Below are 23966 nucleotides of genomic sequence, written 5' to 3' on the forward strand. Positions count from 1 at the left end.
GGAGGGCGTTACGGGCGATTGAAATCACACATCAAATATTCGCGGCGAGATCCGCGATGTCGTCGAACAGCACGCTGGTCGCCGCCAGCAGCCGTTCGATGGCGTCAGTGGCCTCGACCACAGAGCGGGTCGAGGTGTCGAGCACGAGTTCGGCGTCCGTCGGCGGCTCGTAGTCGTTGCCGATGCCGGTGAAGCCTTTGAGCGCGCCGGCGCGCGCCTTGGCGTAATGGCCCTTGGGGTCGCGGCTTTCGCACACCTCGGCAGGCGTGGCGACATAGACCTCGCGGAACAGATCGCCGGCGACGCGGCGGGCCGCGGAGCGGTCCTCGCGCGCGGGCGACACCGCAGCCACGATCGCGATGTGGCCGTTGCGCGCCAGGTGGGTCGCGACCTCGGCGAGGCGGCGGATGTTTTCCGCGCGATCCTCCGGCGTGAAGCCGAGATCCTTGTTGAGGCCGGCGCGCAGCGTATCGCCGTCGAGCAGGATCGGCGCGCCGCCGCGGGTGAACAGGCGCCGCTCCAGCGCGCGCGCCAGGGTCGATTTGCCGGCACCGGGCAGGCCCGTGAGCCAGACCACCGCGCCCTTGTGGCGGTGACGCTCGGCGCGCTCCTGCGGTTGCAGCGCCGATTCCACCGGCACGATGTCGACGGGGGCCGCGCGCTTGGCAGCATCCGCCGACAGCACGAGACCACCGCCGGCGATGCGGCCATTGACCTCGATCACCAATCGTCCGGTGCGCGGATTCTCGGCGGTGGGATCGGCCGCGACCGGCTGCGCCAGCGCGATCTCGATCTCGCCGACATGGTTGCGCGCGATCGCGGCGGTCTCCTCGCTCGCCAGCGCGCCGGGATCGATCGCCTTCTCGATCGCGACCACGCTCGCGCGCGTCTCCCGGGTGCCGAGCCGCACCACGATGCCATCGCCCTTCTTGAGGGGCGCATCGTGCAGCCAGAAGATTCGTGCGTGCAGCCGCCGCGTCGCCTGCGGCTCCTTGCCGACATGAGCGATGACGTCGCCGCGTTCGATGAACAGCTCGCGGTCGAGCGTGACGCCGACCGAACGTCCGGCACCCTGCGGCCCGGTCAGCGGCGTCGCCGGCCAGCCTTCGACGGTGCGGATCTTGGCGATCTTGCCGGCCGGCATGATCACGATCTCGTCGCCGGCCTGCAGCTGGCCGGACTCAATGCGCCCGGCGACGATGCGGCGGTCGTCGAATTTGTAGATCGCCTGCACCGGCAGGCGCAGGGCCAGGCTTTCCAGCGGCCGCGCCGGCTCCAGCGCATCGAGCGCCTCGACCACGGTCGGGCCCTTGTACCAGCCGATGCGCGAGGTCCTCACTGCGACGCCGTCGCCGTCGCGCGCGGAGATCGGAATCACCGCCGCGGGCTTGACGCCGAGGCCGGACAGATGCGCCGAGATCTCGTCCTTGATCTCGTTGAAGCGAGCGGCCGAGAAATCCACGCGGTCCATCTTGTTGACGACCACGGCGACCTGGCGGACGCCGAGCAGGTGCAACAGATAGCCGTGGCGGCGGGTCTGGTCGCGCACGCCTTCCAGCGCATCGATGATCAGCACCGCGCCGTCGGCCTGCGAGGCGCCGGTGATCATGTTGCGCAGGAACTCGGCATGGCCGGGCGCGTCGATCAGCACGACATCGCGCGCATTGGTGCGGAAGCGGATCTGCGTGGTGTCGATGGTGATGCCCTGGTCGCGCTCGGTCTGCAGCGCATCGAGCAGGAACGACCACTCGAACGGCATGCCGCGCCGGGCGCTGACGGCCTTCAGCATCTCCAGCTTGCCTTCGGGCAGGCTGCCGGTCTCATGCAAGAGCCGGCCGACCAGGGTGGACTTGCCGTGATCGACATGGCCGACGATGACGATGCGCACTTGCGGGCGCGTGGTGCCGTTCGGCGTGGCGGAGACCATCATGTTCATGATTTCAGCCCCCGATCACAGATAGCCGGCGACGCGCAGCCGCTCGAAGGCGTCTTCGGTCTCGTGGTCGAGCGCGCGGCCGGCACGCTCCGGCACCTTGGTGTTTTCCAGTTCGACCAGGATCTCCGGAATGCTCGTGGCGGTGGAGGCGACCGGAAACGTGATGTCCTGATCACCGAGCGAGCGATAGCGCTTGCCGTTTTTGGCCAGATAGAGCGGGATGATCGGGATGTTCTCCCGCGCCGTGTAGGCCCAGATGTCGGCCTCGGTCCAATGCAGGATCGGATGGATGCGCAAATGCGCGCCCGGCGGCGGCGAGGCGTTGAAATGGTCCCAGAACTCCGGCGGCTGGTCGCGCACGTCCCAATGGCCCTCGGCCCCGCGCGGCGAGAACACGCGCTCCTTGGCGCGCGTTGCCTCCTCGTCGCGGCGGATGCCGGCGATCAGCCCGTCGAAGCCGTATTTGGCCAGCGCGAGTTTCAGGCCTTCGGTCTTGCGTGCGGCAGAACGTGCCGCCGGCGGCAGCGTCGGATCGACCGCCTCGATCGGGGGGCAAGGCTCCAGTTTGAGATCGAGCCCCCATTCCTTGGCGTAAGTGTCGCGGAACGCGTACATCTCCGGGAATTTCTTGCCCGTATCGACGTGCAGGCAGGGGAACGGCACCCGGCCGAAGAAGGCCTTGCGCGCCAGCCAGATCATCACGTTGGAGTCCTTGCCGAGCGACCACAGCAGCGCCAGCTTTTTCAGCCGTGCAAACGCCTCGCGGAGAATGTAGATGCTCTGCGCTTCGAGCGCGTCGAGATGGTCCATGCTCGGCGCCGTTTCGAGAATGCGCGGCATGGAAGATGCTTGAATGACCTCTGAGGCGGCCAGCTTGTCTTTTGCGAAATCGTTGTCGAGAACGTGCATGCTGCGAGTCCTGGCCTACCGAGACGAAAATTCTATGGCCGACGCGGAAAGGAGTGAAAAATATTTTTCTCTTTACCGCCGGTGCCGGACACTTATATAGGAAAAAATTCCAGTCAACCCCGAAGAGTCGAAACGCTAGGACGCAATGCAATATCTGCCGGTGTTTCTCGATCTGAAGACCGGCCCCGTGCTGCTCGTCGGCGCGGGGGAGCTGGCGCATGCCAAGCTGCGGGTGCTGCTGGCGGCCGGCGCGCGGATCAGCTGGTTCTCGACCGACGGTGCGCATGATCTCGGCGGCCTGCGCGATCCTGACAAGCAGATCGAATTCGCCAGCGGCGATCCGCTCGAGGCGGAGCTTGCGGGCGCCATCGCCGTGTTCTGCGCCGGCGCCGGCGATGTCGGCGTGGCGATGGCGCTGCGTGCGAAGACGCTTGGCTTGCCCGTCAACGTGATGGATGACCTCGCGCAATCGACCTTCATCTTTCCGGCGATCGTCGATCGCGGCGATGTGGTGGTGGCGATCGGCACCGGCGGCGCCTCGCCGGTGGTGGCGCGGCGGATGCGCGAGACCATCGAGGCGGTGCTGCCGGCGCGGATCGGCGATCTCGCCACCTTCATCGGTGAGTTCAGAAGGACGATCAATGCGCGCATCGGCGAGATGCCGCTGCGCCGTCGGTTCTGGGAGCGCGTCGTCGATGGCCCGATCGGCGCGTTGGTGCTGAGCGGCCGCAAGGCGGAGGCTGAAGCCGCGCTGCATGGCATCGGCGATCCCGCAGCTTACGCCGGCGCCGATGAGGCCGGCCGCGGCCAAGGTCATGTCACGCTGGTCGGTGCGGGGCCGGGCGATCCCGACCTTCTCACCATCAAGGCGCTCCGCGCGCTGCAGGACGCCGATGTCGTCTACTATGACGAACTGGTCACGCCGGAAATCCTGGACCGCATCCGCCGCGACGCCGCGCGCGTGCCGGTCGGCCGCCGCATCGGCAAGCCCGGCATCGGCCAGGCCGCCGTCAACAAGCTATTGATCGAGGCGGCGCGCGCGGGCAAGCGCGCGGTCCGCTTGAAGGGCGGCGATGCCTATGTGTTCGGCCGCGGCGGCGAAGAGGTCGATGCGCTGCGCGCCGCCGGCGTGTCCTACACGATCGTGCCCGGCATCACCGCAGGGCTAGGGGCTGCCGCGCATTTCGAGGTGCCGCTGACCTTCCGCGAGAAGGCGCGCCGCATCACCTTCCTCACCGCGCACAAGACCCGCGACGCCGAAGCCGTCGATTGGTCGGCGCTGACCGACACCGAAATGACCGTCGTGGTCTATATGGGCATGACCGCGGCGCCCTCGGTGTGCGCCGGGCTGCTTGCGGCGGGGCGCTCGCCGGAGACGCCGGTCGGCGTGTTCGCCAAGGTGACGCGGCCCGATGCCCAGGCTGCTGTCGGCACGCTCGGGCAATTGCCGGATCTCATTCGCAAGATCGATGGCGGCCCCGCCATCCTCATCATCGGCGACGTGGTCGCGCATTCCGCGCCATGGCGTCAGCAAAACCTCAGCCGCGTCATCGCGCACATCCTGGAACCTGCCTGAATGACATCTCCGCTCGAACAGAAGATCAAGATCGCCGGCCCGTCGGTGGTCACCGCGAACCGGACCTCTGACGGCGCCGTGATCTGGCGGACCGCGTCGAAGGAGTGGTCGACCGATCTTGCCAAGGCTGCGATCGTCCGCACCGTCAATGATGCGCGCGCGCTGCTCGTCGAAGCCGTCGCCGATGACGTTGGCGCGGTCGGTCCCTATATCGCCCCGGTCGAGATCGAGGACGACGGCGCGATCAAACCCGGCAATCTGCGCGAACATATCCGCCTGAAGGGCGCCACCATCACGCTCCCGGCGCAGGCCGCCCAGGTCTAAGAGGTTTCTTTCGCATGTATGCTTACGACGAAATCGACCGCACGCTGGTCAATGAGCGCGTCGCGGAATTCCGCGATCAGGTGAGGCGCCGCCTCTCGGGCGAGCTCACCGAGGACGAGTTCAAGATGCTGCGGCTGCAGAACGGCGTCTATCTGCAGCTGCACGCCTATATGTACCGCATCGCCATTCCCTACGGCACGCTGGCGTCGAACCAGCTGCGGCGGCTCGCTTATGTGGCGCGGCGCTACGACCGCGGCTATGGCCATTTCACGACGCGTCAGAACATCCAGTTCAACTGGATCAAGCTCGCCGAGCTGCCGGATGCGATGGCCGATCTCGCCGAAGTCGGCATCCAGTCGATGCAGACCTCGGGCAACAATCTGCGCAACGTCACCGCCGACCAGTGGGCGGGCGTGGCGCCCGGCGAGGTCGAGGACCCCCGCGTCTGGGCCGAGCTCTTGCGCCAGTTCACCACGCTGCATCCGGAATTCTCGTTCCTGCCGCGCAAGTTCAAGATCGCGATCACGGCCTCCGAGCATGATCGTGCCGCGATCAAGATCCACGACGTCGGCTTGAAGCTGATCAAGAATGCGCAAGGCGAGACCGGCTTCGAGGTGATGGTCGGCGGCGGCCTCGGCCGCTCGCCCTTCATCGCCAAGACCGTCAAGCCATTCGTCCATGGCCACGACATCCTGAGCTATCTCGAGGCGATCCTGCGCGTCTACAACCAGTACGGCCGCCGCGACAACATATACAAGGCGCGCATCAAGATCCTGGTGCATGAGCTCGGCGTCGAGAAATTCGCAGCCGAGGTCGAGGAGGAGTGGCAGCAGATCCGCGACGGCGTGCTGAAACTCGACGACGACATCATCGAGGACATCCGCTCCCGCTTCTTCTACCCGGCCTATGAGAGCCTGCCGCACATGCCGGACGAGCTGAAGCAGGCCGCGCATGACCAGAAATTCGAGGCCTGGCGCAAGAACTCGGTGTTTCCGCACAAGGTGCAGGGCTATGCCATCGTCACCATCTCGCTGAAGCCGGTCGGCGGCCCTCCGGGCGACGCCACCGCCGAGCAGATGGATGCGCTGGCCGAGATCGCCGACACATATTCGTTCGGCGAGATCCGCGTCGGCCATGAGCAGAACCTGGCGCTGCCGCATGTCCGGAAACGCGATCTGCCGGCGCTGTGGAAGGCGCTCGACAAGGTCGGGCTCGCGATCCCCAACGTCAACCTGGTCTCCGACATCATCGCCTGCCCGGGGCTGGACTACTGCTCGCTCGCCAATGCGCGCTCGATCCCGATCGCGCAGGAACTGACCCGGCGCTTCGCCAATCATGAGACCGCCAACCTGATCGGCCGGCTGCACATCAACATCTCCGGCTGCATCAATGCCTGCGGCCATCACCATGTCGGCCATATCGGCATTCTCGGCGTCGATAAGAACGGCGAGGAGTTCTATCAGATCACGATCGGCGGCCGTGCCGACGAGGGGGCCGTGCTCGGCACCTTGATCGGACCCGCCGTGCCTTATGGCGAGGTGGCCGATGTGATCGAGGATATCGTGGAAGCTTATCTGGCGCTGCGCGCACATCCGGACGAACTGTTCGTCGACACGGTGAAGCGGCTCGGCGTCGAACCATTCAGGGAGCGGGTCTATGCCACTCGTTAAGGGCGGAAAAATCGTCAGTGATGCGTTCGCCCATGTGGCCGACGACGCGGCTCTGCCGGAGCAGGGCGCGCTGCTGGTGACGGCGAAGCGTTTTCTCAGCGATCCCGAGGGCCTGCTGACCCGCGCAGCCGGCAAGCTCGGCGTGCTCTGGCCGAACAACCGCGACGTCGACGATCTCGTGCCCTATCTCGGCCGCCTGGCGGTGATCGCGCTCGTGTTTCCGACCTTCCGCGACGGACGCGCTTACAGCCAGGCGCGGCTGCTGCGCGAGCGTTATGCCTATCGCGGCGAGCTGCGCGCGACGGGGCAGGTGCTGCGCGATCAGTTCGTGTTCATGCTGCGCGCCGGCTTCGATGCGTTCGAAGTCAAGAAGCAGGCGGATGCCGAGGCCTTCACCGAGACGGTGAAGCGCTATTCGGTGTTCTATCAGCCGACCGGCGACGGCCGCCTGTCCGCGCTGCATCAGCGCATGCAGCTGCGCCATTCGGAGAGCGCCGGCCTATGAACGCCCATGTCGCGCCTGACCGGATCGCCGATGATGCGCCGTCGGCAAGCAAGCTCGACGCCGCGCTTCGCACGGCTGCGCCGCGCGAGGTGATCGCGGCCGCGCTCGACCTGGTGGGGCGCGAGCGGCTTGCGGTGGTCTCGTCGTTCGGCACGGAGTCGGCGGCGCTATTGAAGGTCGTGGCGGACGTCGATCCGGCGATCCCCGTCGTCTTCCTCGACACCGGACATCTGTTCGCGGAAACGCTCGCCTATCGCGATACGCTGATCGAGCGTCTTGGCCTCCGCGACGTGCGCTCGATCAAGCCCGATGCCGAGGCCCTGGCGCGCCAGGATGCCGACAACGATCTGTGGTTCTCCGATCCCGACGCCTGTTGCCGCATCCGCAAGGTCGAGCCGCTGGCACGGGCGCTCAAGCCTTTCGATGCCTGGATCAATGGCCGCAAGCGCTTCCAGGGTGGGGTGCGTGCGACGATGTCCGTCGTTGAACAGGATGGCGGCCGGCTGAAGTTCAATCCGTTCGCCAATATCTCGCAGGACGAGGTCGCTTCGATCTATGCCGAGGCCAGGCTGCCGCCGCATCCGCTGGTCGCCTCCGGATTCCGTTCGGTCGGCTGCATGCCATGCACCAGCCGCACGTCGGCGGATGAGGATGCGCGGGCCGGGCGTTGGCGCGGCCGACCCAAGACCGAATGCGGCATCCACACCGTCACTAGTTCGTAGCACAACCGCGCTGCCGGAACGGCAACAAGGAAATCCGGTTTCGTTGACATGCGCCGCGACATCCGGCCTCTTGCGCCACGCGCTCGCACGTGGCGTAGCCGGCCCAGTTGGGCCATCGTAGTAGGAATGGAGAGCTTGGATGATGCGGCATCTTCTCGCTGTTGTTGCGGCTTTGGTCTGGGCGGGCTCGGCCTCCGCGGCCGACATCACGCTCCTCAATGTCTCCTACGATCCGACCCGCGAGCTCTATGTCGAGTTCAACAAGGCGTTCGCTGCGGCCTATCAGAAAGAGACCGGCAAGAGCGTCGAGATCAAGCAGTCGCACGGCGGCTCGGGCGCGCAGGCGCGCAGCGTCATCGATGGGCTCCAGGCCGATGTCGTCACGCTCGCGCTCGCCTACGACATCGATGCGATTGCCGGCAAAGGCCTGATCGCGCCTGACTGGCAGAAGCGCTTGCCGCAGAATTCGTCGCCCTACACCTCGACCATCGTGTTCCTGGTTCGCAAGGGCAATCCGAAAGGGATCAAGGATTGGGACGACCTCCTGAAAAAGGGCGTCGAAATCATCACGCCCAATCCGAAGACCTCGGGTGGAGCGCGCTGGAACTACTTGGCGGCCTGGGGCTATGCGCTGAAGAAATACGGCTCGGCCGACAAGGCCAAGCAGTTCGTCGCCGACCTGTACCAGCATGTGCCGGTGCTCGACACCGGCGCGCGCGGCGCCACCGTGACCTTCGTTGAGCGCGGGGTCGGTGACGTGCTGCTTGCCTGGGAGAACGAGGCCTATCTGGCGCTCAAGGAGTTCGGCAAGGACAAGTTCGAGATCGTGGCCCCTTCGGTCTCGGTCCTGGCGGAGCCGCCGGTTGCCGTGGTCGACAAGGTGGCCGACAAGAAAGGCACCCGTGGAGTCGCTGAAGCCTATCTGAAATACTGGTATACGAAGGAAGGCCAGGAAATCGCCGCACGCAATTCCTATCGTCCGCGCGATCCGGAGGTGGCCAAGCAGCACGAGAATGAGTTCGCCAAGGTCGAGCTGTTCACCATCGACGAATTGTTCGGCGGCTGGACCAAGGCGCAGAAAGACCACTTCGCGGAAGGTGGCATGTTCGATCAGATCTATAAGAACTGATCGGGAGACGAGGGAACTTTAGCCTGGTGGCTTCTTGAACGCGCTTTCACCACGACGCAGCACCTTGCCGGGCTTCGGTCTCACCATGGGACTGACGCTGACCTGGCTGTCGCTCATCGTCCTGATCCCGCTCGCTGGTTTGTTCATTCGTTCGACCGACCTCAGCCTGGAACAGTTCTGGGGCATCGTGACCAGCCGCCGCACCTTGAGCGCGCTGCGCGTCTCCTTCGGGCTCGCTTTCGCCGCGGCTTGCGTCAATCTGGTCATGGGGACGATCGTCGTCTGGGCGTTGGTGCGTTATCGCTTTCCGGGCCGCCGGCTGTTCGACGCCATCGTCGACGTGCCGTTCGCCTTGCCCACCGCGGTGGCGGGCGTGGCGCTGACCTCGTTGTTTGCGCAGAAGGGCTGGCTCGGCGCGCCGCTGGCAGCGCTCGGCATCAAGGTCGCGTTCACGCCGCTCGGCATCTTCGTTGCCATGATCTTCATCGGCATCCCCTTCGTCGTGCGCACGGTGCAGCCGGTGCTGATCGATCTCGATCCCGAGATCGAAGAGGCTGCGGCGAGCCTCGGCGCCAGCCGTTGGCACATCGTCACCAAGGTGATCCTGCCCAGCCTGACGCCGGCGCTGTTGACCGGCTTTGCGCTGGCCTTTGCCCGCGCCGTCGGGGAATATGGCTCGGTGATCTTCATCGCCGGCAACCTGCCGAACGTGTCCGAGATCGCGCCGCTCCTGATCGTGATCCGGCTGTCTGAATTCCGTTATGCCGATGCCACGGCCATCGCCGTGGTCATGCTCGTGGTCGCCTTCCTGATCATCCTTGCGGTGAACCGGCTGCAGCGCTGGACGCAGAGCCGGGCACCGGTAAATTAGGGGCGCGCCATGAGCATCGAGATCAGCTTGCAACAGACGGGCCTGACATCCCCAGCGCAAGGCGTGCGTGCATTGCACGCCGCCCGCCGCGACCCGTGCACCGAGCCGCGGGCGATCCGCATTGTCATCACGACGCTCGCCATCGCCTTCCTCTCGATTTTCGTGGTGCTGCCGCTGGTGGTGGTATTCGCGGAGGCGTTCGCCAAGGGCATGCGCGCCTATATCGCTGCCCTCGCGGACCCCGAGGCCTGGTCCGCGATCCGGCTGACCCTGCTGGTGGCGCTGGTCTCGGTCGGAACCAATCTGGTCTGCGGCCTCGCGGCGGCCTGGGCGATCGCCAAGTTCGAATTTCCCGGCAAGACAGTTCTGATTACGCTGATCGACCTGCCGTTCTCGGTCAGTCCGGTGATCTCGGGCCTCGTCTTCGTGCTCCTGTTCGGCGCCCAAGGCTTCTTCGGCCCGTGGCTGCAGGCGCATCATCTGCAGATCCTGTTCGCCTTTCCCGGCATTGCGCTCGCCACGGTCTTCGTCACCTTTCCGTTCGTCGCGCGAGCGCTGATCCCGCTGATGCAGGAGCAGGGCACCCAGGAAGAGGAGGCCGCGATCTCGCTCGGCGCCTCGGGCCTGCAGACCTTCTTCCGCGTCACCTTGCCGAACATCAAATGGGGCGTGCTGTATGGCGTGCTGCTCTGCAACGCGCGCGCGATGGGCGAGTTCGGCGCCGTATCGGTCGTCTCGGGCCATATTCGCGGCGAGACCAATACGATGCCGCTGCTGGTCGAGATCCTTTACAACGAATATCAAATGGTGGCCTCGTTCGCGATCGCTTCGCTGCTGGCGATGCTCGCGCTGATCACGCTGGTCGCCAAGACCATTCTTGAACGTCAACTGGACGGGGAGGCGCCGCGTGACCATTGAAGCGAGAGGCGTCGTCAAGACGTTCGGCACGTTCAGGGCGCTCGATGGCGTCGATCTGAAGGTCGCCGATGGCGAGCTGCTCGCCTTGCTCGGCCCGTCCGGCTCCGGCAAGACGACGCTGCTGCGGATCATCGCCGGTCTCGAATGGCCCGACTCCGGCGAGATCCTGTTCGATGGCGAGAATGCGCTGGAGCGCGGTGCCGGCGAACGCCATGTCGGCTTCGTGTTTCAGCACTACGCGCTGTTCCGGCACATGACGGTGTTCGAGAACGTGGCGTTCGGCCTGCGGGTGCAGCCGCGCAGGATTCGCAAGAGCGAGGTCGAGATCCGCCGCCGGGTCAAGGAATTGCTGGACCTCGTCCAGCTGGACTGGTTGGCGGACCGCTATCCGAACCAGCTGTCGGGCGGCCAGCGTCAGCGGATCGCGCTGGCGCGCGCACTCGCGATCGAGCCGCGCATTCTCCTGCTCGACGAACCCTTCGGCGCTCTCGATGCCAAGGTGCGCAAGGAGCTGCGGAAGTGGCTGCGCTCGCTGCATCATGAGATCAACGTCACCTCGATCTTCGTCACCCACGACCAGGAGGAGGCGCTGGAGGTCGCGCATCGCGTGGTGGTGATGGACAAGGGGCGGATCGAGCAGGTCGGTTCCCCCACGGACGTCTACGACAGTCCTGCCACCGCGTTCGTGCATGGCTTTATCGGCGAATCCATCGCGCTGCCGGTGGACATCAGCGGGGGCCACGTCAATCTCAACGGCCGACCGCTGGACATCGCCGCCGATGGGGCGGCGCAGGGCGCCTCGACCCTGTTCGTCCGCCGCCACGATATGCAGATCGGGCCAGCCGGCAGCGGCGCCTTGCATGGCGCCGTCACCCATGTGCGCAGCTTCGGCCCGGTCCAGCGTGCCGAGATCGCGCTGAACGAGGGCGCGACGATCGAGATCGATGCGCCGCGCGACCGCGAGCTGAAGGTCGGCGAGTTGGTCGGGCTGAAGCCGCGGCGGTATCGGATCTTTGCGGCGTGACGGTGTGTGCACCCGCCGATGCACGTAGAGCTCGAGCTCTCATCGCGTAGCGCGCGATTGGAGACTGCTCCCAACAAGACGGGTGTCGCCCCGGACAAGCCCGGCAACGCGCAGCGTTGTTGGGCGCCGATCCGGGGCCCATACTCCCGAGAGCCCGTTGTCGCCGCGGAGTATGGGTCCCAGTGCAAGGCCGGGACGACACCGAATTCTTCAGATCGACTTCATCCCAACACGCTTGACCGCGCCAGCCGTATGGTTGACGAAGCGTTGCCGGCCGAAATGGCTCTGGAAATGGTTCTAATTGTCCTGATGGAACTTACCGCCGATTCACCTTTCAGCCACGGTTGATGTGCAACAACCCGCCTCTCGTGTCGGGATAGGGATTGGTTCATTGATGCGTTTGGCTGCTGCATTCTTCATTGCGCTCCTGCTTGCAGGCTGCGCGGCCGAGACCCCGGTCGTGCAGACGCCGTCGATGTATCTCGACATGGCCGCCGCCGGCGCCCGGCTGGACGCTGCGGCTGCCGCGACCATGATCTCGCAATATCGCCAGAACAACGGGCTTTCCGCGGTCGAGGTCGATCCGGAACTGATGCGGCTCGCCGAATCCCAGTCCCAGGTCATGGCCGAGAAGAACAAGCTCGATCATGACGTCCGCGCGCCATTGGCGAAGCGTCTGACCGGCGCCGGCTACCAGGCGACCGTCGCGGTCGAGAACGTCTCGGCCGGCTACCATACGCTGGCGGAGGCCTTTTCCGGCTGGCGCGACTCGCCGCCGCATCGGGCCAATATGCTGAAGAGCGGTGTCACAAAAATAGGCATTGCCGCGAGCTATGCGCCGAATACCAAATACAAGGTGTTCTGGACCATGATCCTGGCCGCGCCCGACACCAAACAGCCGTCGTAAAGGACGTGTAGGCCGCTCCGTGACGGCATCGGCGAACCCGGTCTGCCGAGCGGGCGGGATTGACGTCACTGTGAAGTGACGCCACGCTGCGGTGCATTTTGATATTTGGACGATAATGACGACCGATCATTGTCTCCCGGCGCCGCCGGCCACCCCCTCCGAAGCGCAACGTGTCCTGGTGCTCCAGGGCGGCGGCGCGCTGGGTTCCTACCAGGCCGGCGCCTATCAGGCGCTGTGCCACTTCGATTTCGAGCCGGAATGGATCGCCGGCATCTCGATCGGCGCGGTGAATGCGGCGATCATCGCCGGCAACGAGCGCGACAAGCGCATCGAGCGGCTGAAGGAGTTCTGGCAGCTGGTCTCCGCGCCGGTGCCGTGGAAGCCGCTGCTCAACGGCGACCGCCACCGTTCGGTGTTCAACGAAGCCAGCGCGGCACTGATCGCGACTTTCGGCGTGCCGGGCTTCTTCACCCCGCGCATCCCGCCGGTGCAGCTCTGGCCGGCCAATCGCCCGGAGCAGATCAGCTATTACGACACCGCGCCGCTGAAGAAGACGCTGGAGCGGCTGGTCGATTTCGATCGCATCAACGATCTGAAGACGAGGCTGTCGGTCGGTGCGGTCGGCATCACCACGGGCAATTTCGTCTATTTCGACAATTTCGAATTCAGGAAGCGCGGCAAGCTGATCGGGCCGGAGCACATCATGGCCTCCGGCGCGCTGCCGCCGGGCTTTCCGGCGATCGAGATCGAGGGCGAATATTATTGGGATGGCGGCATCGCCTCCAATACGCCGCTCGACTACGTGCTGGACGCCGAGACCGATCGCGATCTTCTGATCTTCCAGGCCGATCTGTTCAGCGCGCGCGGCGACCTGCCGAAGACGCTCTTGGATGCGGCCGAGCGCGAAAAGGATATCCGCTATTCCAGCCGCACCCGGATGAACACCGATAAGAACCGGATGATCCACAACACGCGCAGAGCGCTGCGCGATCTCTATGCCAAGCTGCCGGATTATCTGAAGAACGATCCCTCGTTCGAGCTGCTCTGCCAGGCGGCGAAGGAGAACACCGTCACCGTCGTGCACCTGATCTACCGCAGCAAGAACTACGAGACCTCGTCGAAGGATTACGATTTCTCCCATGTCGCCATGCTCGAGCATTGGGAGGCCGGCGTGCGCGACGTCCATCAGTCGATGCGCCACAAGGAGTGGCTGGAGCGGCCGCAATCCGGCGAGACCATGGTCACTTACGATCTCACGCATGACGGCGATCTAGCTGCCAGCAAAAAGGAGTGAAGCGACATGACGACGAATCTCGCGGGCAAGACGGCCGTGGTGACCGGCTCGACCAGCGGCATCGGGCTGGCCTATGCGCGGGCCTTTGCCAGCGCCGGCGCCAATGTCGTGCTGAACGGCTTCGGCGCGCCCGCCGATATCGAGAAGGAACGCAGCGCGATCGAGAGCGAGTTCAAGGTCAAGGCGGTTCATTCGCCGGCCGACATGACCAAGCCGGCCGAGATCGCCGAGATGGTTGCGCTCGGTGAGAGGAGCTTCGGCTCGGTCGACATCCTCGTCAACAATGCCGGCATCCAGTTCGTCTCGCCGGTCGAAGAGTTTCCGCCGGAGAAGTGGGAGACGATCATCGCGATCAATCTCTCCTCCGCGTTCTACGGCATCCGCGCCGCGGTACCGCTCATGAAGAAGCGGGGCTGGGGCCGCATCATCAACACCGCGTCAGCGCACTCGCTGGTCGCCTCGCCGTTCAAATCGGCTTATGTCTCGGCCAAGCACGGCATCGCCGGCCTCACCAAGACCGTGGCGCTGGAGCTCGCCACCCACAAGATCACCTGCAACTGCATCTCGCCAGGGTATGTCTGGACGCCGCTGGTCGAGAAGCAGATTCCCGATACGATGAAGGCGCGCAATCTCACCCGCGAGCAGGTCATCAACGATGTGCTGCTCGACGCCCAGCCGACCAAGCAGTTCGTCACGGTCGAGCAGGTCGCGGCGCTGGCGCTGTTCCTGTGCAGCGACGATGCCGCGCAGATCACCGGCAGCAACCTCTCGATCGACGGCGGCTGGACCGCGGAGTAGGGCGAGCAAACGTTCGGCCATCCTTCGGGGGCGACCTCAGCCGTCACGTCATTGCGAGCGAAGCGAAGCAATCCAGGCTTGACGTAAGAATCAGGATTGCTTCGTCGCTTCGCTCCTCGCAATGACGGAAGAGGGGGAGCGATTTGTCGGCGGAAGCATCTCAGTGAAAGGTGGAGGCGAAACCAACCGATCCTCTCGATGATAGGTTTCGCTTTCGCTCCACCCGTCCTACAAGCGTCGGAAGAAACGCGAACAGGATTCGGCCTTGCTCATCGTCACCCTCATCGGCCTTCTGGCAGCGATCTGCACCACGAGCTCATTCCTGCCGCAGGTGGTGAAGGCGTGGCGCACGCGCTCGACCCATGACATCTCGGTCGGGATGTTCATCCTGCAGACCACCGGCAATTCGATGTGGCTGCTCTATGGCGCGCTGATCGGCGACCTGCCGCTGGTGGTCGCCAACCTGATCACGCTGGGCCTGGTCGCGACCATCCTGGCGCTGAAGCTGCGCTATGGCTGACGCGACGGGTCTTCAAGCTTGAACCCGCGAGGGCGCCACCGATCAGATGCGGTGGCCGCCGAACAGGCTGCTGGTGGTGCTGGCCCCGGGCGGCAGCACCACCACGGTGGAGCCCTCCTTCACCCGGTTGTAGAGGTCGGCCACGTCGGTATTGGTCATGCGGATGCAGCCGGAGGAGATCGCCTGGCCGATATATTCCGGCTGATTGGTGCCGTGGATCCGGTACAGCGTGTCCTTGTTGCCCTGATACAGATAGATGGCGCGCGCGCCGAGCGGGTTGGCGGGGCCGCCGGGAACCCGTTTCGGATACGGCCCGAGCCGGGCCTGGATATCGGCCGTGGGAACCCAATCCGGCCATTCCGCCATCTTGCCCACCGTCGCCGTGCCGGAAAAGGCCATCGCTTCCTCGCCGACCGCCACGCCGTAGCGGATCGCCTTACCGTCGGGCAGGAAGTAATAGAGATAGCGCGCGTCGGTATCGACCAGGATCGTGCCCGGGGGCTCCTTGCGGTCAGAGTCGACGATGTGGCGCTGGAACTGCTCGGGGATCTTGGCTTCCGCATAGGGCGGATTTGCCAGAAGCTGGCGGTCGCGCGGCGTGAAATTGGCTTCCGAGGACGGCGACAGCGTCGCCTGCATGCAGCCGCCAAGCAGCAACAACCCTGCCAGCGCAAATGCCAGCCCCGATCTCGACATCGCCCGTTCTCCCCTCGTGCCTACTTTCCGAAGTCCACGCAGCATCGGCGGCACTCTTGCGACCCGACCATTTGCTGTCTCAATCGTGCCTAAATCAAGACTAATATATCCACGGTTGCGTGATCGTGGAACTTCGCGCTTTCGCAGCCAAGTGTTGCGGCCATGCGACAGTCGCGGGCCGCCGGCATGATAGCGTTCGTGCAAACCCTGCCGGCGGGGGCGTCACTCCCGCGAGCCTGCCGGCCGGTTCGCGGGGGATCAGAGCATGAACCCATTGCGTTGGTTGCTGGCCTGTGTCCTGAGCTTTGTCGCGGCCTTGGCCATGGTCGCGGAGCTGTCGAGCGAAGCGCTCGCTCGGCCGCGGCAGCACGGAGCCCAACAGCATCCCGCTTCCGTGCAAAGGCCGCATGCGAAGAAGGCTGCCACGAAAGCGGCCGCGCGACATCGACCCGAGCTTGCCCTTAAGCAGGAGCGCAAACGCAAGCCCAGCGAAGCCAGCCGTTCCGCCGTGGCTGCGCCGGTCAGCGCCGCTGCCGAAGCGCCTGCGAGCCCGCCGCTGTCGGGAGACCTCGCTGCGGTCAAGTCGGTCTTCGAGCTGACGCGCAAGGGCAAGACGAGCGATGCGAGCGCCGTCGCGAAGACGATCGAGGATCCTGCTGCACGCAAGCTCGTCGAATGGTTCATGTTGCGGCACTCGGAGTCCATGGCGAACTTCAGCCGCTACGCGGCTTTCATCCGCGACAATCCAGCCTGGCCGAATGTCAGCCTGATGCGGCGGCGCGCCGAAGCCTGCCTTTGGCAGCAGAAGAGCGACGCGGCGACGGTGCGCGATTTCATCGGCGATCGACCGGCCAGCGCAAAGGGACGCCTGGCGCTGGCGCGGGTTCTTCTCGCCGAAGGCGATGCCGATGCGGCCGCACGATGGGTCCGCAAGGTCTGGCAGTCGGAGGATCTCTCCGAGCGCACCGAAGCGGATGTGATCGAGGGCTTCGGCGCGCTGCTCGCGAGCGAGGATCACCGGGCGCGGATGGATCGGCGGCTCGGCGCAAAGGATTTTTCAGGAGCGATGCGCGCGGCCCATCGGCTTGGCGGCGACGAGGTCTCCATCGTCAAGGCGTGCCTTGCCGTCAAGGGCGACGAGAAGAAGGCGCCTGGCCTGCTCGACGACGTGCCGGCGGCTGCGCGTAGCGATCTCGGTTATGTGCTGTGTCGCATCCAGTGGCTGATGCGCCACGACCGCATCGCCGATGCGACGCAGCTGATGCTGACGGCGCCGCGCGCGACGATGGCGCTGCAGGACACGGATGAATGGTGGCGCTCACGCCGTGTGCTGGCGCGCAAGCTGCTCGACCTCGGACAGTTCAAGGAGGCCTATCAGGTCGCGCGCCAGGCCGCGCCTCCGCAGAACGAGTATTACCGCGCCGAATGGCATTTCCTGGCCGGCTGGATCGCTCTGCGCTACCTCAACGAGCCCGAGACGGCGCGCGCGCATTTCGCCCATGTCGACGAGGGATCGGTCAATCCCATCGTGCTGGCGCGCGCCAATTACTGGCGGGGCCGTGCGGCGGAAGCGATCGGCGACGCCGAGGCCATGCCCGCGGCCTATCAAGCCGCGGCACGCTACAGCACCGCCTATTACGGCCAGCTCGCACGGGCCAAGCTCGGGCTCGACGGCGTCGAGCTCCGCGCTCCGCAAGCCGGGCCGGACGACGATGCTGCGCCTGCGGACGAGCGGGTGCGCGCGGCCGAGATGCTCTACAGGCTCAATGAGCAGAACGTCGTGCTGAGCTTCGTGACCGATCTGGCGGAGCAGAGCACGGATGTCCCGGCGCTGGTCGCGCTCGGCGCGCTGGCCGGCCGCCACAACGATGCGCGCGCGATGCTGCAGATCGGCAAGACGGCCCTGGCGCGCGGACTTGCGATGGACCATTTCGCGTTCCCGACGATCGGGATCCCCGAGCACAAGCCGATCGGCCTCGCCATCGACAGCAGCGTCATCTATTCGGTGGCGCGCACGGAGAGCGCATTCGACCAGCGCGACCGCTCGTCGGCCAACGCGGTCGGCTTGATGCAGGTGACGCCGGAAGCCGGACGCGACACGGCCAAGCGGTTCGGCGTCGGCTATGACTGGGACCGGCTGGTGTCGGATCCCGTCTACAACACCCAGATGGGGGCGGCCGAGCTGAGCGCGCTGCTCCGCGAATACAAGGGCTCTCACATCATGACCTTCGCCGCCTACAATGCCGGCCGCGGCCGCGTGCAGGACTGGGTCAAGCAGCATGGCGATCCACGCGATCCCGCCGTCGATCCGGTCGACTGGGTGGAGCGGATTCCGTTTGCCGAAACCCGCAACTACGTCCAGCGCGTGATCGAGAATGTGCAGGTCTACCGCGCGCGGTTCGAGGCCATCGAGGTCGCAAAGCGCGACCAGGAGCAGAGCACGGTGGCGCGCGCGGCTGGCTCGGGAATGGTCTCCTCGGCGCAGGCGCTGCCGCCGCCGTAAGCGGCGTAGTTAGCGGCGGCCGCCGAACGCCAGCACGTGCAGGCCGAGCCGGCGCTTGACGATCCAGAACAGGAGCGCGGTCTCGAACGTCAGCGACAACGACGTCGCGGCCGCGGCGCCATGGCCGCCGAAGCGTGGCACCAGCACGATGCACAGCACCAGGTTCATGACGAAGGCGGACGCATAAGCGAGTGCGCAGACGTGCTGATGGCCGAGCATGTTGAGCAGGCGCTCGACCGGGCCGATCGCCGAACGCACCACGAGCCCGATGGCGGCGATGAACATGATGTCGTAGCCGGCCGTGAACTGTGGCCCGAAAAGCCAGAGCAGCGGCTCGCCGAGCGCGAGCAGGGTCAGCGTCGCGGCGAGCGAGGGCCAGAACGTCCAGCTGATGGCGTGCGCGACATAGGCCGACAGCCGCGCGGTGTCGCCTTGCGCGTGATATTCGGCAAAGCGATGTGCCGTGGTCGCCGACATCGCGTAGTGGATGAACGACACCAGCGCCAAGGTCTTCACCACCGCGAAATAGACGCCGACCTCCTCGGAGGGACGGAATTGCTGCAGCACCAGCACGTCCGTGTAGGACAGCAGCAGATAGAAGCCCTCGACCAGCAGGATCGGCAGCGAGACCGCAAGCCAGCCGCCGACATCGTAGGCCTTCGCGCCCGCTTCGATGTGGCCACCGAGCCTGCGATTGAGCGCGATCATCTGTCCGATCATCGCGAGCCACACGGCAGCTGCGCTGGCGAGCATCGCGGCGGTGGCGCCGAGCTGCAGGCCGAGCACAACCATGCCTGCGGTAAAGCCGATGATCAGGCTTTGCCGGATGATGAATTGCGGCATCAGCCCGAGCGTCATCCAGTCATGCGAGCGGGCGATGCCGTCCTGCGTGTTGGCGACCACGAAGGCCGGCAGGGTGGCGCAGCCGATATAGAGCGGCATGACCTCGTTCGCATCGATCCAGGGCGAGAGCAGATGGACGACGCCGGCGAGCAGCAGTGCCGCGAATGAGGACGTCGCAAAGGTCAGCCAGCGGCTGCCGGAGAGAAAGCCGCGCAAATGCGCCTGCGCGCCGCGGGCGCGATAATCGGGGATCAGCTTCTGCGCCGAGGAAGCGAGGCCGAAATCGAGCATGCTGCCGAGCAGCAGCACCCAGGTCCAGACATAGACGTAGATGCCGTAGTCCGCGCCGCCCATCCAGCGCGCCAGCAGGATCTGCGACAGATAGGCGAGGCCCGCGCTGACGACGCGAATGAGGAAGATCAGTCCCGCCAAACGGCGGGTCAGCGAGGCGTCGCTACCGTCACCGGCTAAGCGAAGCCTCGCCTTGAGCCGCGCGATCAGGCCAGCTTCTGCGGGTTGGTGTTCGGTGTCCATCACGGCCACGGCTGCGGTCCACTGTCATGTCCGCGCGAGAGGGCGGCGATCCGCGTCTGTATCAACCGGCCGTTAAGATTCGGTTGGATGGCGCCATGTTGTCGCCCCTGCGAAAGCAGGGTCTCATAACCACGGAATGTTATTGTTTAAGGATGAAGTCGACCAGTCGATTTCGTCTTGGCGGCCGCGGCGTATGGGTCCCGGCGTTCGCCGGGACGACAGCTGAGGGTGGTGCAGCGGTCGTCCGATTCACGGTCACGGCAGGTTGACGTTGAACTCGTAAGCCTTGTCCGCGCCGACCAGAGTGAACTTCAGCGCCGCGCCGTCGGGCTTGGTGCCCGGCGGCACGCCGTCCAGCGCGAATGTGAAACGTTTCACGCCCGGCGGACTGTGCTCGGCGGGAGCAGGGACGGGCAGCGACCATTCCGGCGTCGGTCCCTCCACGAACAGATTGACGTTCTTCGGGTCGGGCGTCACCACGTCGACAATGACATTGGACGGGCCGTCGCGCTTGACGTCGCGGATCGTCAGCGGGTTGGGATCGCCGACATTGGCCGGCTTCGGCACGGCGTCGAGCGCCGCGGAGAGCGCGCCGTCCTCGGTACTCGCAACGCTGGTGAAGGCGAGATCGACCTTGGCGTCGACCGGAATGCAGATCCGCTCGCACACCGCGTAGCTGATGTCCGCACGCAGCGTCACGGGCTTGTCCGTGCTCTTGGCGACGATGCGTAGCGGCAGCACGATCTGGTCGTGGTAGCCGAGTGAATGGCCGCCGGCACCATCGTCGAACTTGGTTGGCGCCGGCCACAGAACCGTCACCGCCTCGACATTCTCCGACGCCGAGAAATCGAACCGCGGGGGCACGCCGGAATCGCCTGGCGTCCGCCAATAGGTTTTCCAGCCCGGTTGCAGCTGGAAGGCGATACCGCCCAGCAGCACGTTGCCGCTGCGCGAGCCTGCGAGCAGTCGCACCGCGGAATGGCCCTCGCGCTGCCACGGTGAGGCGTCTTGCGCCGAGGCGCCGACAGCCAGGCAAGAGGTGAGCAGCGCCGCGGCGAATCCGCGGCGGGCATGAACTGGAACGAACGCGGTCATGAGACGTCTCTAATGCTGAGTGCAGGCCTAAACCATTGAATTGGTTGTGAGCGAAAAAGCCAGTGTGAACGCCGGCCTTGATTGACAGAACCCCATCCCAATATCAGGATGATCTGAAGCATGAGAGTTTGCGCCGATGAATCCTGAGGCAAAGCGGCAAGGCGATCTTCGCCGGAGAGTGACGGGCATCAGCGATGATGTCTCTCACGGCGGCTATCTCGATGGCCAGTTGCTGGTCGCGATGCCGGTGATGGGCGATTCGCGCTTCGAGCGCTCGGTCATCTATCTCTGCGCGCATTCCGCGGAAGGAGCCATGGGCATCATGGTGAACCGGCCCGCCGGCAGCATCGATTTCCCACAGCTCTTGATGCAACTCAACATCATCAACAAGGCCGACCAGATCGAGCTGCCCGGCAGCGCCGAGACGATGAAGGTGTTGAGCGGCGGCCCGGTCGATACCGGCCGCGGCTTCGTGCTGCATTCGAGCGATTACTTCATCGCCAACGCCACGTTGAAGATCAACGACGGCGTCTGCCTGACCACGACGATCGATATTCTCAAGGCGATCGCCAATGGCACGGGACCGAAGCATGCCATTCTCGCGCTCGGTTATGCCGGGTGGCGGGCCGGCCAGCTCGAAGAAGAGATCCAGGAGAACGGCTGGCTGCATTGCGATGCCGATCCGGAGCTGATCTTCGGCGACAATGTCGAGGACAAATACGATCTCGCGCTGCGCAAGATCGGGATCGATCCCGGCATGCTGTCGAACGCAGCCGGACACGCCTGAGGCGCGCTCCTGGTTCTCGCGCAACTGGGCGGGCCTCGCCCGAAAGCGTCGGGTCCCTCGTGCTTCATCGGCCGCCGCTTTTCGTCGCTTCCTCCTGCGTCTTCTTGCTGCGTCCTGGGAACTGCCACCGCTGTTGCCGGTTAGCTGGGCGGCAAGTCCCCCAAGCGAGCACGAGGAGAGGCGCGATGGACACGGATCGGATCATAGGAACGGCGAAGGATATGGCAGGCAAGGTCGAGAGCGGCGTCGGCGAGATGACCGGTGACAAGCAGACCCAGGCCTCGGGCCGCGCGCGCGAAGCCTCGGGCGTCGTGCAGAATCTTTACGGCCAGGCCAAGGATGCGGCGCGCGATGCCGGCGACGCCGCGATGAATTTCGCCAAGGATACGATCGGTGGCGATCGCGTCGACAATCTGCGCGACGGCACGCAGGCGCTCGCCAAGCGCGTGCAGGATAATCCGATCGGTGCGCTTCTGGTGGCCGGCGGCATCGGCTTTGCGCTGGCGCTTCTGATGAGCCGTCCCAGCCGGCCTCCGCAGCGCTGGCGCCACTGAGCCGCGCGCTTTCCGCGCGTTCAATTGCGATCGGCCGGTGTTCGTCTCCCAGGGGAGACGGCATCGGCCGATTTGTTTCAGCTGCAATCGAGAGAGTCTAACGGGCCGGCGCGTCCTGCACCGCCGCTGAATGGCCGACATTAGCGGGCGGCCGCGGCGGTCCTGGATTCGGGCTGCGTGCCGCGGGCGGCTTCGGCTGTTGCGGGGCGCCGCCGCCAAAGAACTCGCGGAACGCTTGGCCCGGCTGCTGCGCCTGCGCCGGAGGTGTCGCGTTCTGTGGCGCAGCCCGCTTCGGCTTTTGCGGGGTCGGCTGGGCTGTCGTTGCGGCCGGCTCGCCCGGCGTGGCGGCGGCCATCGGCGCTTCCGGCTGGGTCTGCTCTTTCGGCGGCTCCTTGGATTGCTCGCGGCCGACCTCGCGTCGCGGCCAGGCGAAATCATCGGCCCGTCCGGCTGGCGGGCTCAGTGGCTCACCCTTCACCAAGGTCCGCGCCGCCAATGCATCCACGGGAGCGGGCCGGCTGCCCGCACCGCCGAGCAACTGGTCGGTGCCGACCGATGAGGCGACCAGCGGAACGATCGGTCCCGCGATTGGCCGTGGCGCCGGCTGGCCCGGCACCGCATTGGCATCGGGCGTCGCCGGCTCGCTCGGCAGCTCGATCGGCGCCGAGCGCCCTGCCAGTACGCGCGTGATTTCGCGCTCGACATAATGCGCCAGCTTCCGGGCGCCGGGCTTGGTGAAATAGACGCCGTCATAGGTGCGCAGCTGGCGAATTTGGCCTTCGAAGTCCGGGCCCTTCTGCAGGAAGCGGCCGGCCTCGTCGACAAAGCCGTCCCACACGTCGACATAGGTGATGCCGGTTTTGCCGGCGACGTCGCGATAGAGCGAATCCAGGAACAGCATGTCGGCCGTGCCCTTGGTGCCGCGGATCGCCGGCAACCCGACCCAGATCACCGGAACGCCCTTTGATTTGGCGACCGCGATCATCTCCTCGATCTTCTTGACGTAAAGCTCGACCCAGCGGTCATCGCGGAAATCGTAGATGCCGTTCGGCGAACGTGCGGCCTTTCCCGGGGCCGCCGCGGGCGTGTCGCCGCTCTCGGCGTCGTCCTGCGGCAGTTCGCTGTCAACCGGCTTGTCATCCGGCTTCGCCGCGGCCGTGTCGGTCTTTTGCTCCGGCTTGCCGTCGCTTCCCTTCGCCTTGGCGTCCTTCTTGGTCTTGTCGCCAGGCTTCTTATCGTCCGCCTTCTTGTCGTCGGGCTTGTCCGTTTTTTCGACCACCGGCTCGCGGATCGAAATGCGGTCGTTGAGGCCGAGCATGATGACGATGGCGTCTGCCCGTTCGCCGGCGAGAATGCCCTTGGCGGCGGTCGCCCAGTCGGCGGGCTCGCCCTTCGGCTGATACTTGATCAGCCCCGAGATGGTCTTGATCTTGCGGGTGACGCCCATGTCGGGCTGTTCCGCATAGGCGTCCTCCAGCCCGTAGCCGAGCCAGTCTGCCATGCCGTCACCGAGTACCAGCACATAGCGTTCGGGTGCGTTGTCGCGCTTCTCGGGAGGTGGGGCCTTGGAGAAGTCCTGGTAGACCTTCCTGGGCTGCTGCGGCTCGCGGAACGGCGAGAAGAAGTCGCCGCCGAACCAGCCGCCGCCGCGCGGCGCTTGGCGGGTAGGAGGTGGCGAACTGAACGGATTGAAATTGAAGAACTGGGCAGAAGCCGGGCCAGCGATGCCGACCAGCATCGCAATCGCCACCGCCAGCACGACCAACAGGCCGGGCTCGTTCAGGAGCTTGATGAGGGACTTCAGCTTGGACATGCGGCCCGGTCACGCGGCGAAATCATGTGTCTCCATAT

General features: G+C 65.5%; 22 protein-coding genes. 16 read left to right on the top strand and 6 right to left on the bottom strand.

What is annotated here, in order from left to right; genetic code table 11:
• Positions 1 to 31 precede the first annotated feature (31 nt).
• Together cysC and cysD are read right to left on the bottom strand one after the other, a co-directional pair.
• A complete protein-coding gene (gene cysC / locus QX071_RS30820; RefSeq protein WP_315728246.1) occupies positions 32 to 1936 on the bottom strand; it encodes an adenylyl-sulfate kinase in 1905 nt (634 codons plus the stop codon).
• Between the two features lie 15 nt (positions 1937 to 1951).
• Positions 1952 to 2776, bottom strand: a complete 825-nt coding sequence (cysD, locus tag QX071_RS30825; RefSeq protein ID WP_315728344.1) for a sulfate adenylyltransferase subunit CysD — start codon at positions 2774 to 2776, stop codon at positions 1952 to 1954.
• Between the two features lie 214 nt (positions 2777 to 2990).
• On the opposite strand from cysD, the gene cysG reads away from it, so the two are divergent.
• The 13 genes from cysG (at position 2991) to QX071_RS30890 (ending at position 15103) form a co-directional block, all read left to right on the top strand.
• Positions 2991 to 4421, top strand: a complete 1431-nt coding sequence (gene cysG / locus QX071_RS30830; protein ID WP_315728248.1) for a siroheme synthase CysG — start codon at positions 2991 to 2993, stop codon at positions 4419 to 4421.
• The gene (locus QX071_RS30835) at positions 4422 to 4745 is read left to right on the top strand and encodes a DUF2849 domain-containing protein (RefSeq protein WP_315702976.1); all 324 of its coding nucleotides are present in this window, start codon (positions 4422 to 4424) and stop codon (positions 4743 to 4745) included.
• Between the two features lie 14 nt (positions 4746 to 4759).
• Complete coding sequence (locus QX071_RS30840) at positions 4760 to 6415, top strand: nitrite/sulfite reductase (RefSeq protein WP_315702977.1); 1656 nt, start codon at positions 4760 to 4762, stop codon at positions 6413 to 6415.
• Positions 6402 to 6920 (top strand): DUF934 domain-containing protein, encoded by a 519-nt coding sequence (locus QX071_RS30845; protein WP_315702978.1) that lies wholly within the window; start codon positions 6402 to 6404, stop codon positions 6918 to 6920. The genes QX071_RS30840 and QX071_RS30845 overlap by 14 nt, the downstream gene beginning before the upstream one ends.
• Positions 6917 to 7642: a phosphoadenylyl-sulfate reductase gene (locus QX071_RS30850; RefSeq protein ID WP_315702979.1), complete on the top strand. Its 726-nt coding sequence runs from the start codon at positions 6917 to 6919 to the stop codon at positions 7640 to 7642. Before QX071_RS30845 ends, QX071_RS30850 begins: the two co-directional genes overlap by 4 nt.
• Positions 7643 to 7781: 139 nt before the next feature.
• A complete protein-coding gene (locus QX071_RS30855) occupies positions 7782 to 8771 on the top strand; it encodes a sulfate ABC transporter substrate-binding protein (RefSeq protein WP_315702980.1) in 990 nt (329 codons plus the stop codon).
• A gap of 34 nt (positions 8772 to 8805) precedes the next feature.
• Entirely contained in the window at positions 8806 to 9642 is an 837-nt protein-coding gene (gene cysT / locus QX071_RS30860) for a sulfate ABC transporter permease subunit CysT (RefSeq protein ID WP_315702981.1), read from the top strand.
• A 9-nt stretch (positions 9643 to 9651) separates the two neighbouring features.
• On the top strand, positions 9652 to 10560 hold the full coding sequence (gene cysW, locus QX071_RS30865; protein WP_315702982.1) for a sulfate ABC transporter permease subunit CysW: 909 nt from the start codon (positions 9652 to 9654) through the stop codon (positions 10558 to 10560).
• Entirely contained in the window at positions 10550 to 11584 is a 1035-nt protein-coding gene (locus tag QX071_RS30870) for a sulfate ABC transporter ATP-binding protein (RefSeq protein ID WP_315702983.1), read from the top strand. Before cysW ends, QX071_RS30870 begins: the two co-directional genes overlap by 11 nt.
• Positions 11585 to 11978: 394 nt before the next feature.
• Complete coding sequence (locus tag QX071_RS30875) at positions 11979 to 12491, top strand: CAP domain-containing protein (protein WP_315702984.1); 513 nt, start codon at positions 11979 to 11981, stop codon at positions 12489 to 12491.
• Between the two features lie 115 nt (positions 12492 to 12606).
• Positions 12607 to 13785, top strand: a complete 1179-nt coding sequence (locus QX071_RS30880; RefSeq protein WP_315702985.1) for a patatin-like phospholipase family protein — start codon at positions 12607 to 12609, stop codon at positions 13783 to 13785.
• 6 nt (positions 13786 to 13791) lie between these two features.
• The gene (locus QX071_RS30885; RefSeq protein WP_315702986.1) at positions 13792 to 14583 is read left to right on the top strand and encodes a 3-hydroxybutyrate dehydrogenase; all 792 of its coding nucleotides are present in this window, start codon (positions 13792 to 13794) and stop codon (positions 14581 to 14583) included.
• Positions 14584 to 14848: 265 nt separating this feature from the next.
• Positions 14849 to 15103, top strand: a complete 255-nt coding sequence (locus QX071_RS30890) for a SemiSWEET transporter (RefSeq protein WP_315702987.1) — start codon at positions 14849 to 14851, stop codon at positions 15101 to 15103.
• A gap of 42 nt (positions 15104 to 15145) precedes the next feature.
• Here QX071_RS30890 and QX071_RS30895 read toward each other — a convergent pair whose 3' ends face one another.
• Complete coding sequence (locus tag QX071_RS30895) at positions 15146 to 15799, bottom strand: L,D-transpeptidase (protein WP_315702988.1); 654 nt, start codon at positions 15797 to 15799, stop codon at positions 15146 to 15148.
• Positions 15800 to 16064: 265 nt separating this feature from the next.
• On the opposite strand from QX071_RS30895, the gene QX071_RS30900 reads away from it, so the two are divergent.
• Positions 16065 to 18302, top strand: coding sequence for a lytic transglycosylase domain-containing protein (locus QX071_RS30900; protein WP_315702990.1), 2238 nt, complete (start codon positions 16065 to 16067; stop codon positions 18300 to 18302).
• 9 nt (positions 18303 to 18311) lie between these two features.
• Here QX071_RS30900 and QX071_RS30905 read toward each other — a convergent pair whose 3' ends face one another.
• Both QX071_RS30905 and QX071_RS30910 read right to left on the bottom strand, forming a co-directional pair.
• Positions 18312 to 19688: a lipopolysaccharide biosynthesis protein gene (locus QX071_RS30905; RefSeq protein ID WP_315702991.1), complete on the bottom strand. Its 1377-nt coding sequence runs from the start codon at positions 19686 to 19688 to the stop codon at positions 18312 to 18314.
• Between the two features lie 246 nt (positions 19689 to 19934).
• A complete protein-coding gene (locus QX071_RS30910; RefSeq protein WP_315702992.1) occupies positions 19935 to 20774 on the bottom strand; it encodes a protein-disulfide reductase DsbD domain-containing protein in 840 nt (279 codons plus the stop codon).
• A gap of 136 nt (positions 20775 to 20910) precedes the next feature.
• Between QX071_RS30910 and QX071_RS30915 the strand changes: the two genes are divergently transcribed.
• Both QX071_RS30915 and QX071_RS30920 read left to right on the top strand, forming a co-directional pair.
• Positions 20911 to 21561 carry a YqgE/AlgH family protein gene (locus QX071_RS30915; RefSeq protein ID WP_315702993.1) on the top strand — a complete coding sequence of 217 codons (651 nt, stop codon included), beginning with the start codon at positions 20911 to 20913 and terminating at the stop codon, positions 21559 to 21561.
• A 185-nt stretch (positions 21562 to 21746) separates the two neighbouring features.
• A complete protein-coding gene (locus tag QX071_RS30920; protein ID WP_315702994.1) occupies positions 21747 to 22115 on the top strand; it encodes a CsbD family protein in 369 nt (122 codons plus the stop codon).
• A 97-nt stretch (positions 22116 to 22212) separates the two neighbouring features.
• Here the strand turns inward: QX071_RS30920 and QX071_RS30925 are convergent, their stop codons facing one another.
• Entirely contained in the window at positions 22213 to 23928 is a 1716-nt protein-coding gene (locus QX071_RS30925; RefSeq protein WP_315702995.1) for a DUF459 domain-containing protein, read from the bottom strand.
• Positions 23929 to 23966 lie beyond the last annotated feature (38 nt).

The sequence above is a fragment of the Bradyrhizobium sp. SZCCHNS1022 genome, assembly GCF_032484835.1.
Taxonomy (GTDB): Bacteria; Pseudomonadota; Alphaproteobacteria; order Rhizobiales; family Xanthobacteraceae; genus Bradyrhizobium.

Coding starts and splice junctions, on each gene's coding strand:
- cysC (WP_315728246.1), bottom strand. CDS start 1,936: ATGAACATGATGGTCTCCGCCACGCCGAACGGCACCACGCGCCCGCAA.
- cysD (WP_315728344.1), bottom strand. CDS start 2,776: ATGCCGCGCATTCTCGAAACGGCGCCGAGCATGGACCATCTCGACGCG.
- cysG (WP_315728248.1), top strand. CDS start 2,991: ATGCAATATCTGCCGGTGTTTCTCGATCTGAAGACCGGCCCCGTGCTG.
- QX071_RS30835 (WP_315702976.1), top strand. CDS start 4,422: ATGACATCTCCGCTCGAACAGAAGATCAAGATCGCCGGCCCGTCGGTG.
- QX071_RS30840 (WP_315702977.1), top strand. CDS start 4,760: ATGTATGCTTACGACGAAATCGACCGCACGCTGGTCAATGAGCGCGTC.
- QX071_RS30845 (WP_315702978.1), top strand. CDS start 6,402: ATGCCACTCGTTAAGGGCGGAAAAATCGTCAGTGATGCGTTCGCCCAT.
- QX071_RS30850 (WP_315702979.1), top strand. CDS start 6,917: ATGAACGCCCATGTCGCGCCTGACCGGATCGCCGATGATGCGCCGTCG.
- QX071_RS30855 (WP_315702980.1), top strand. CDS start 7,782: ATGATGCGGCATCTTCTCGCTGTTGTTGCGGCTTTGGTCTGGGCGGGC.
- cysW (WP_315702982.1), top strand. CDS start 9,652: ATGAGCATCGAGATCAGCTTGCAACAGACGGGCCTGACATCCCCAGCG.
- QX071_RS30875 (WP_315702984.1), top strand. CDS start 11,979: ATGCGTTTGGCTGCTGCATTCTTCATTGCGCTCCTGCTTGCAGGCTGC.
- QX071_RS30880 (WP_315702985.1), top strand. CDS start 12,607: ATGACGACCGATCATTGTCTCCCGGCGCCGCCGGCCACCCCCTCCGAA.
- QX071_RS30885 (WP_315702986.1), top strand. CDS start 13,792: ATGACGACGAATCTCGCGGGCAAGACGGCCGTGGTGACCGGCTCGACC.
- QX071_RS30895 (WP_315702988.1), bottom strand. CDS start 15,799: ATGTCGAGATCGGGGCTGGCATTTGCGCTGGCAGGGTTGTTGCTGCTT.
- QX071_RS30900 (WP_315702990.1), top strand. CDS start 16,065: ATGAACCCATTGCGTTGGTTGCTGGCCTGTGTCCTGAGCTTTGTCGCG.
- QX071_RS30910 (WP_315702992.1), bottom strand. CDS start 20,774: ATGACCGCGTTCGTTCCAGTTCATGCCCGCCGCGGATTCGCCGCGGCG.
- QX071_RS30915 (WP_315702993.1), top strand. CDS start 20,911: ATGAATCCTGAGGCAAAGCGGCAAGGCGATCTTCGCCGGAGAGTGACG.
- QX071_RS30920 (WP_315702994.1), top strand. CDS start 21,747: ATGGACACGGATCGGATCATAGGAACGGCGAAGGATATGGCAGGCAAG.
- QX071_RS30925 (WP_315702995.1), bottom strand. CDS start 23,928: ATGTCCAAGCTGAAGTCCCTCATCAAGCTCCTGAACGAGCCCGGCCTG.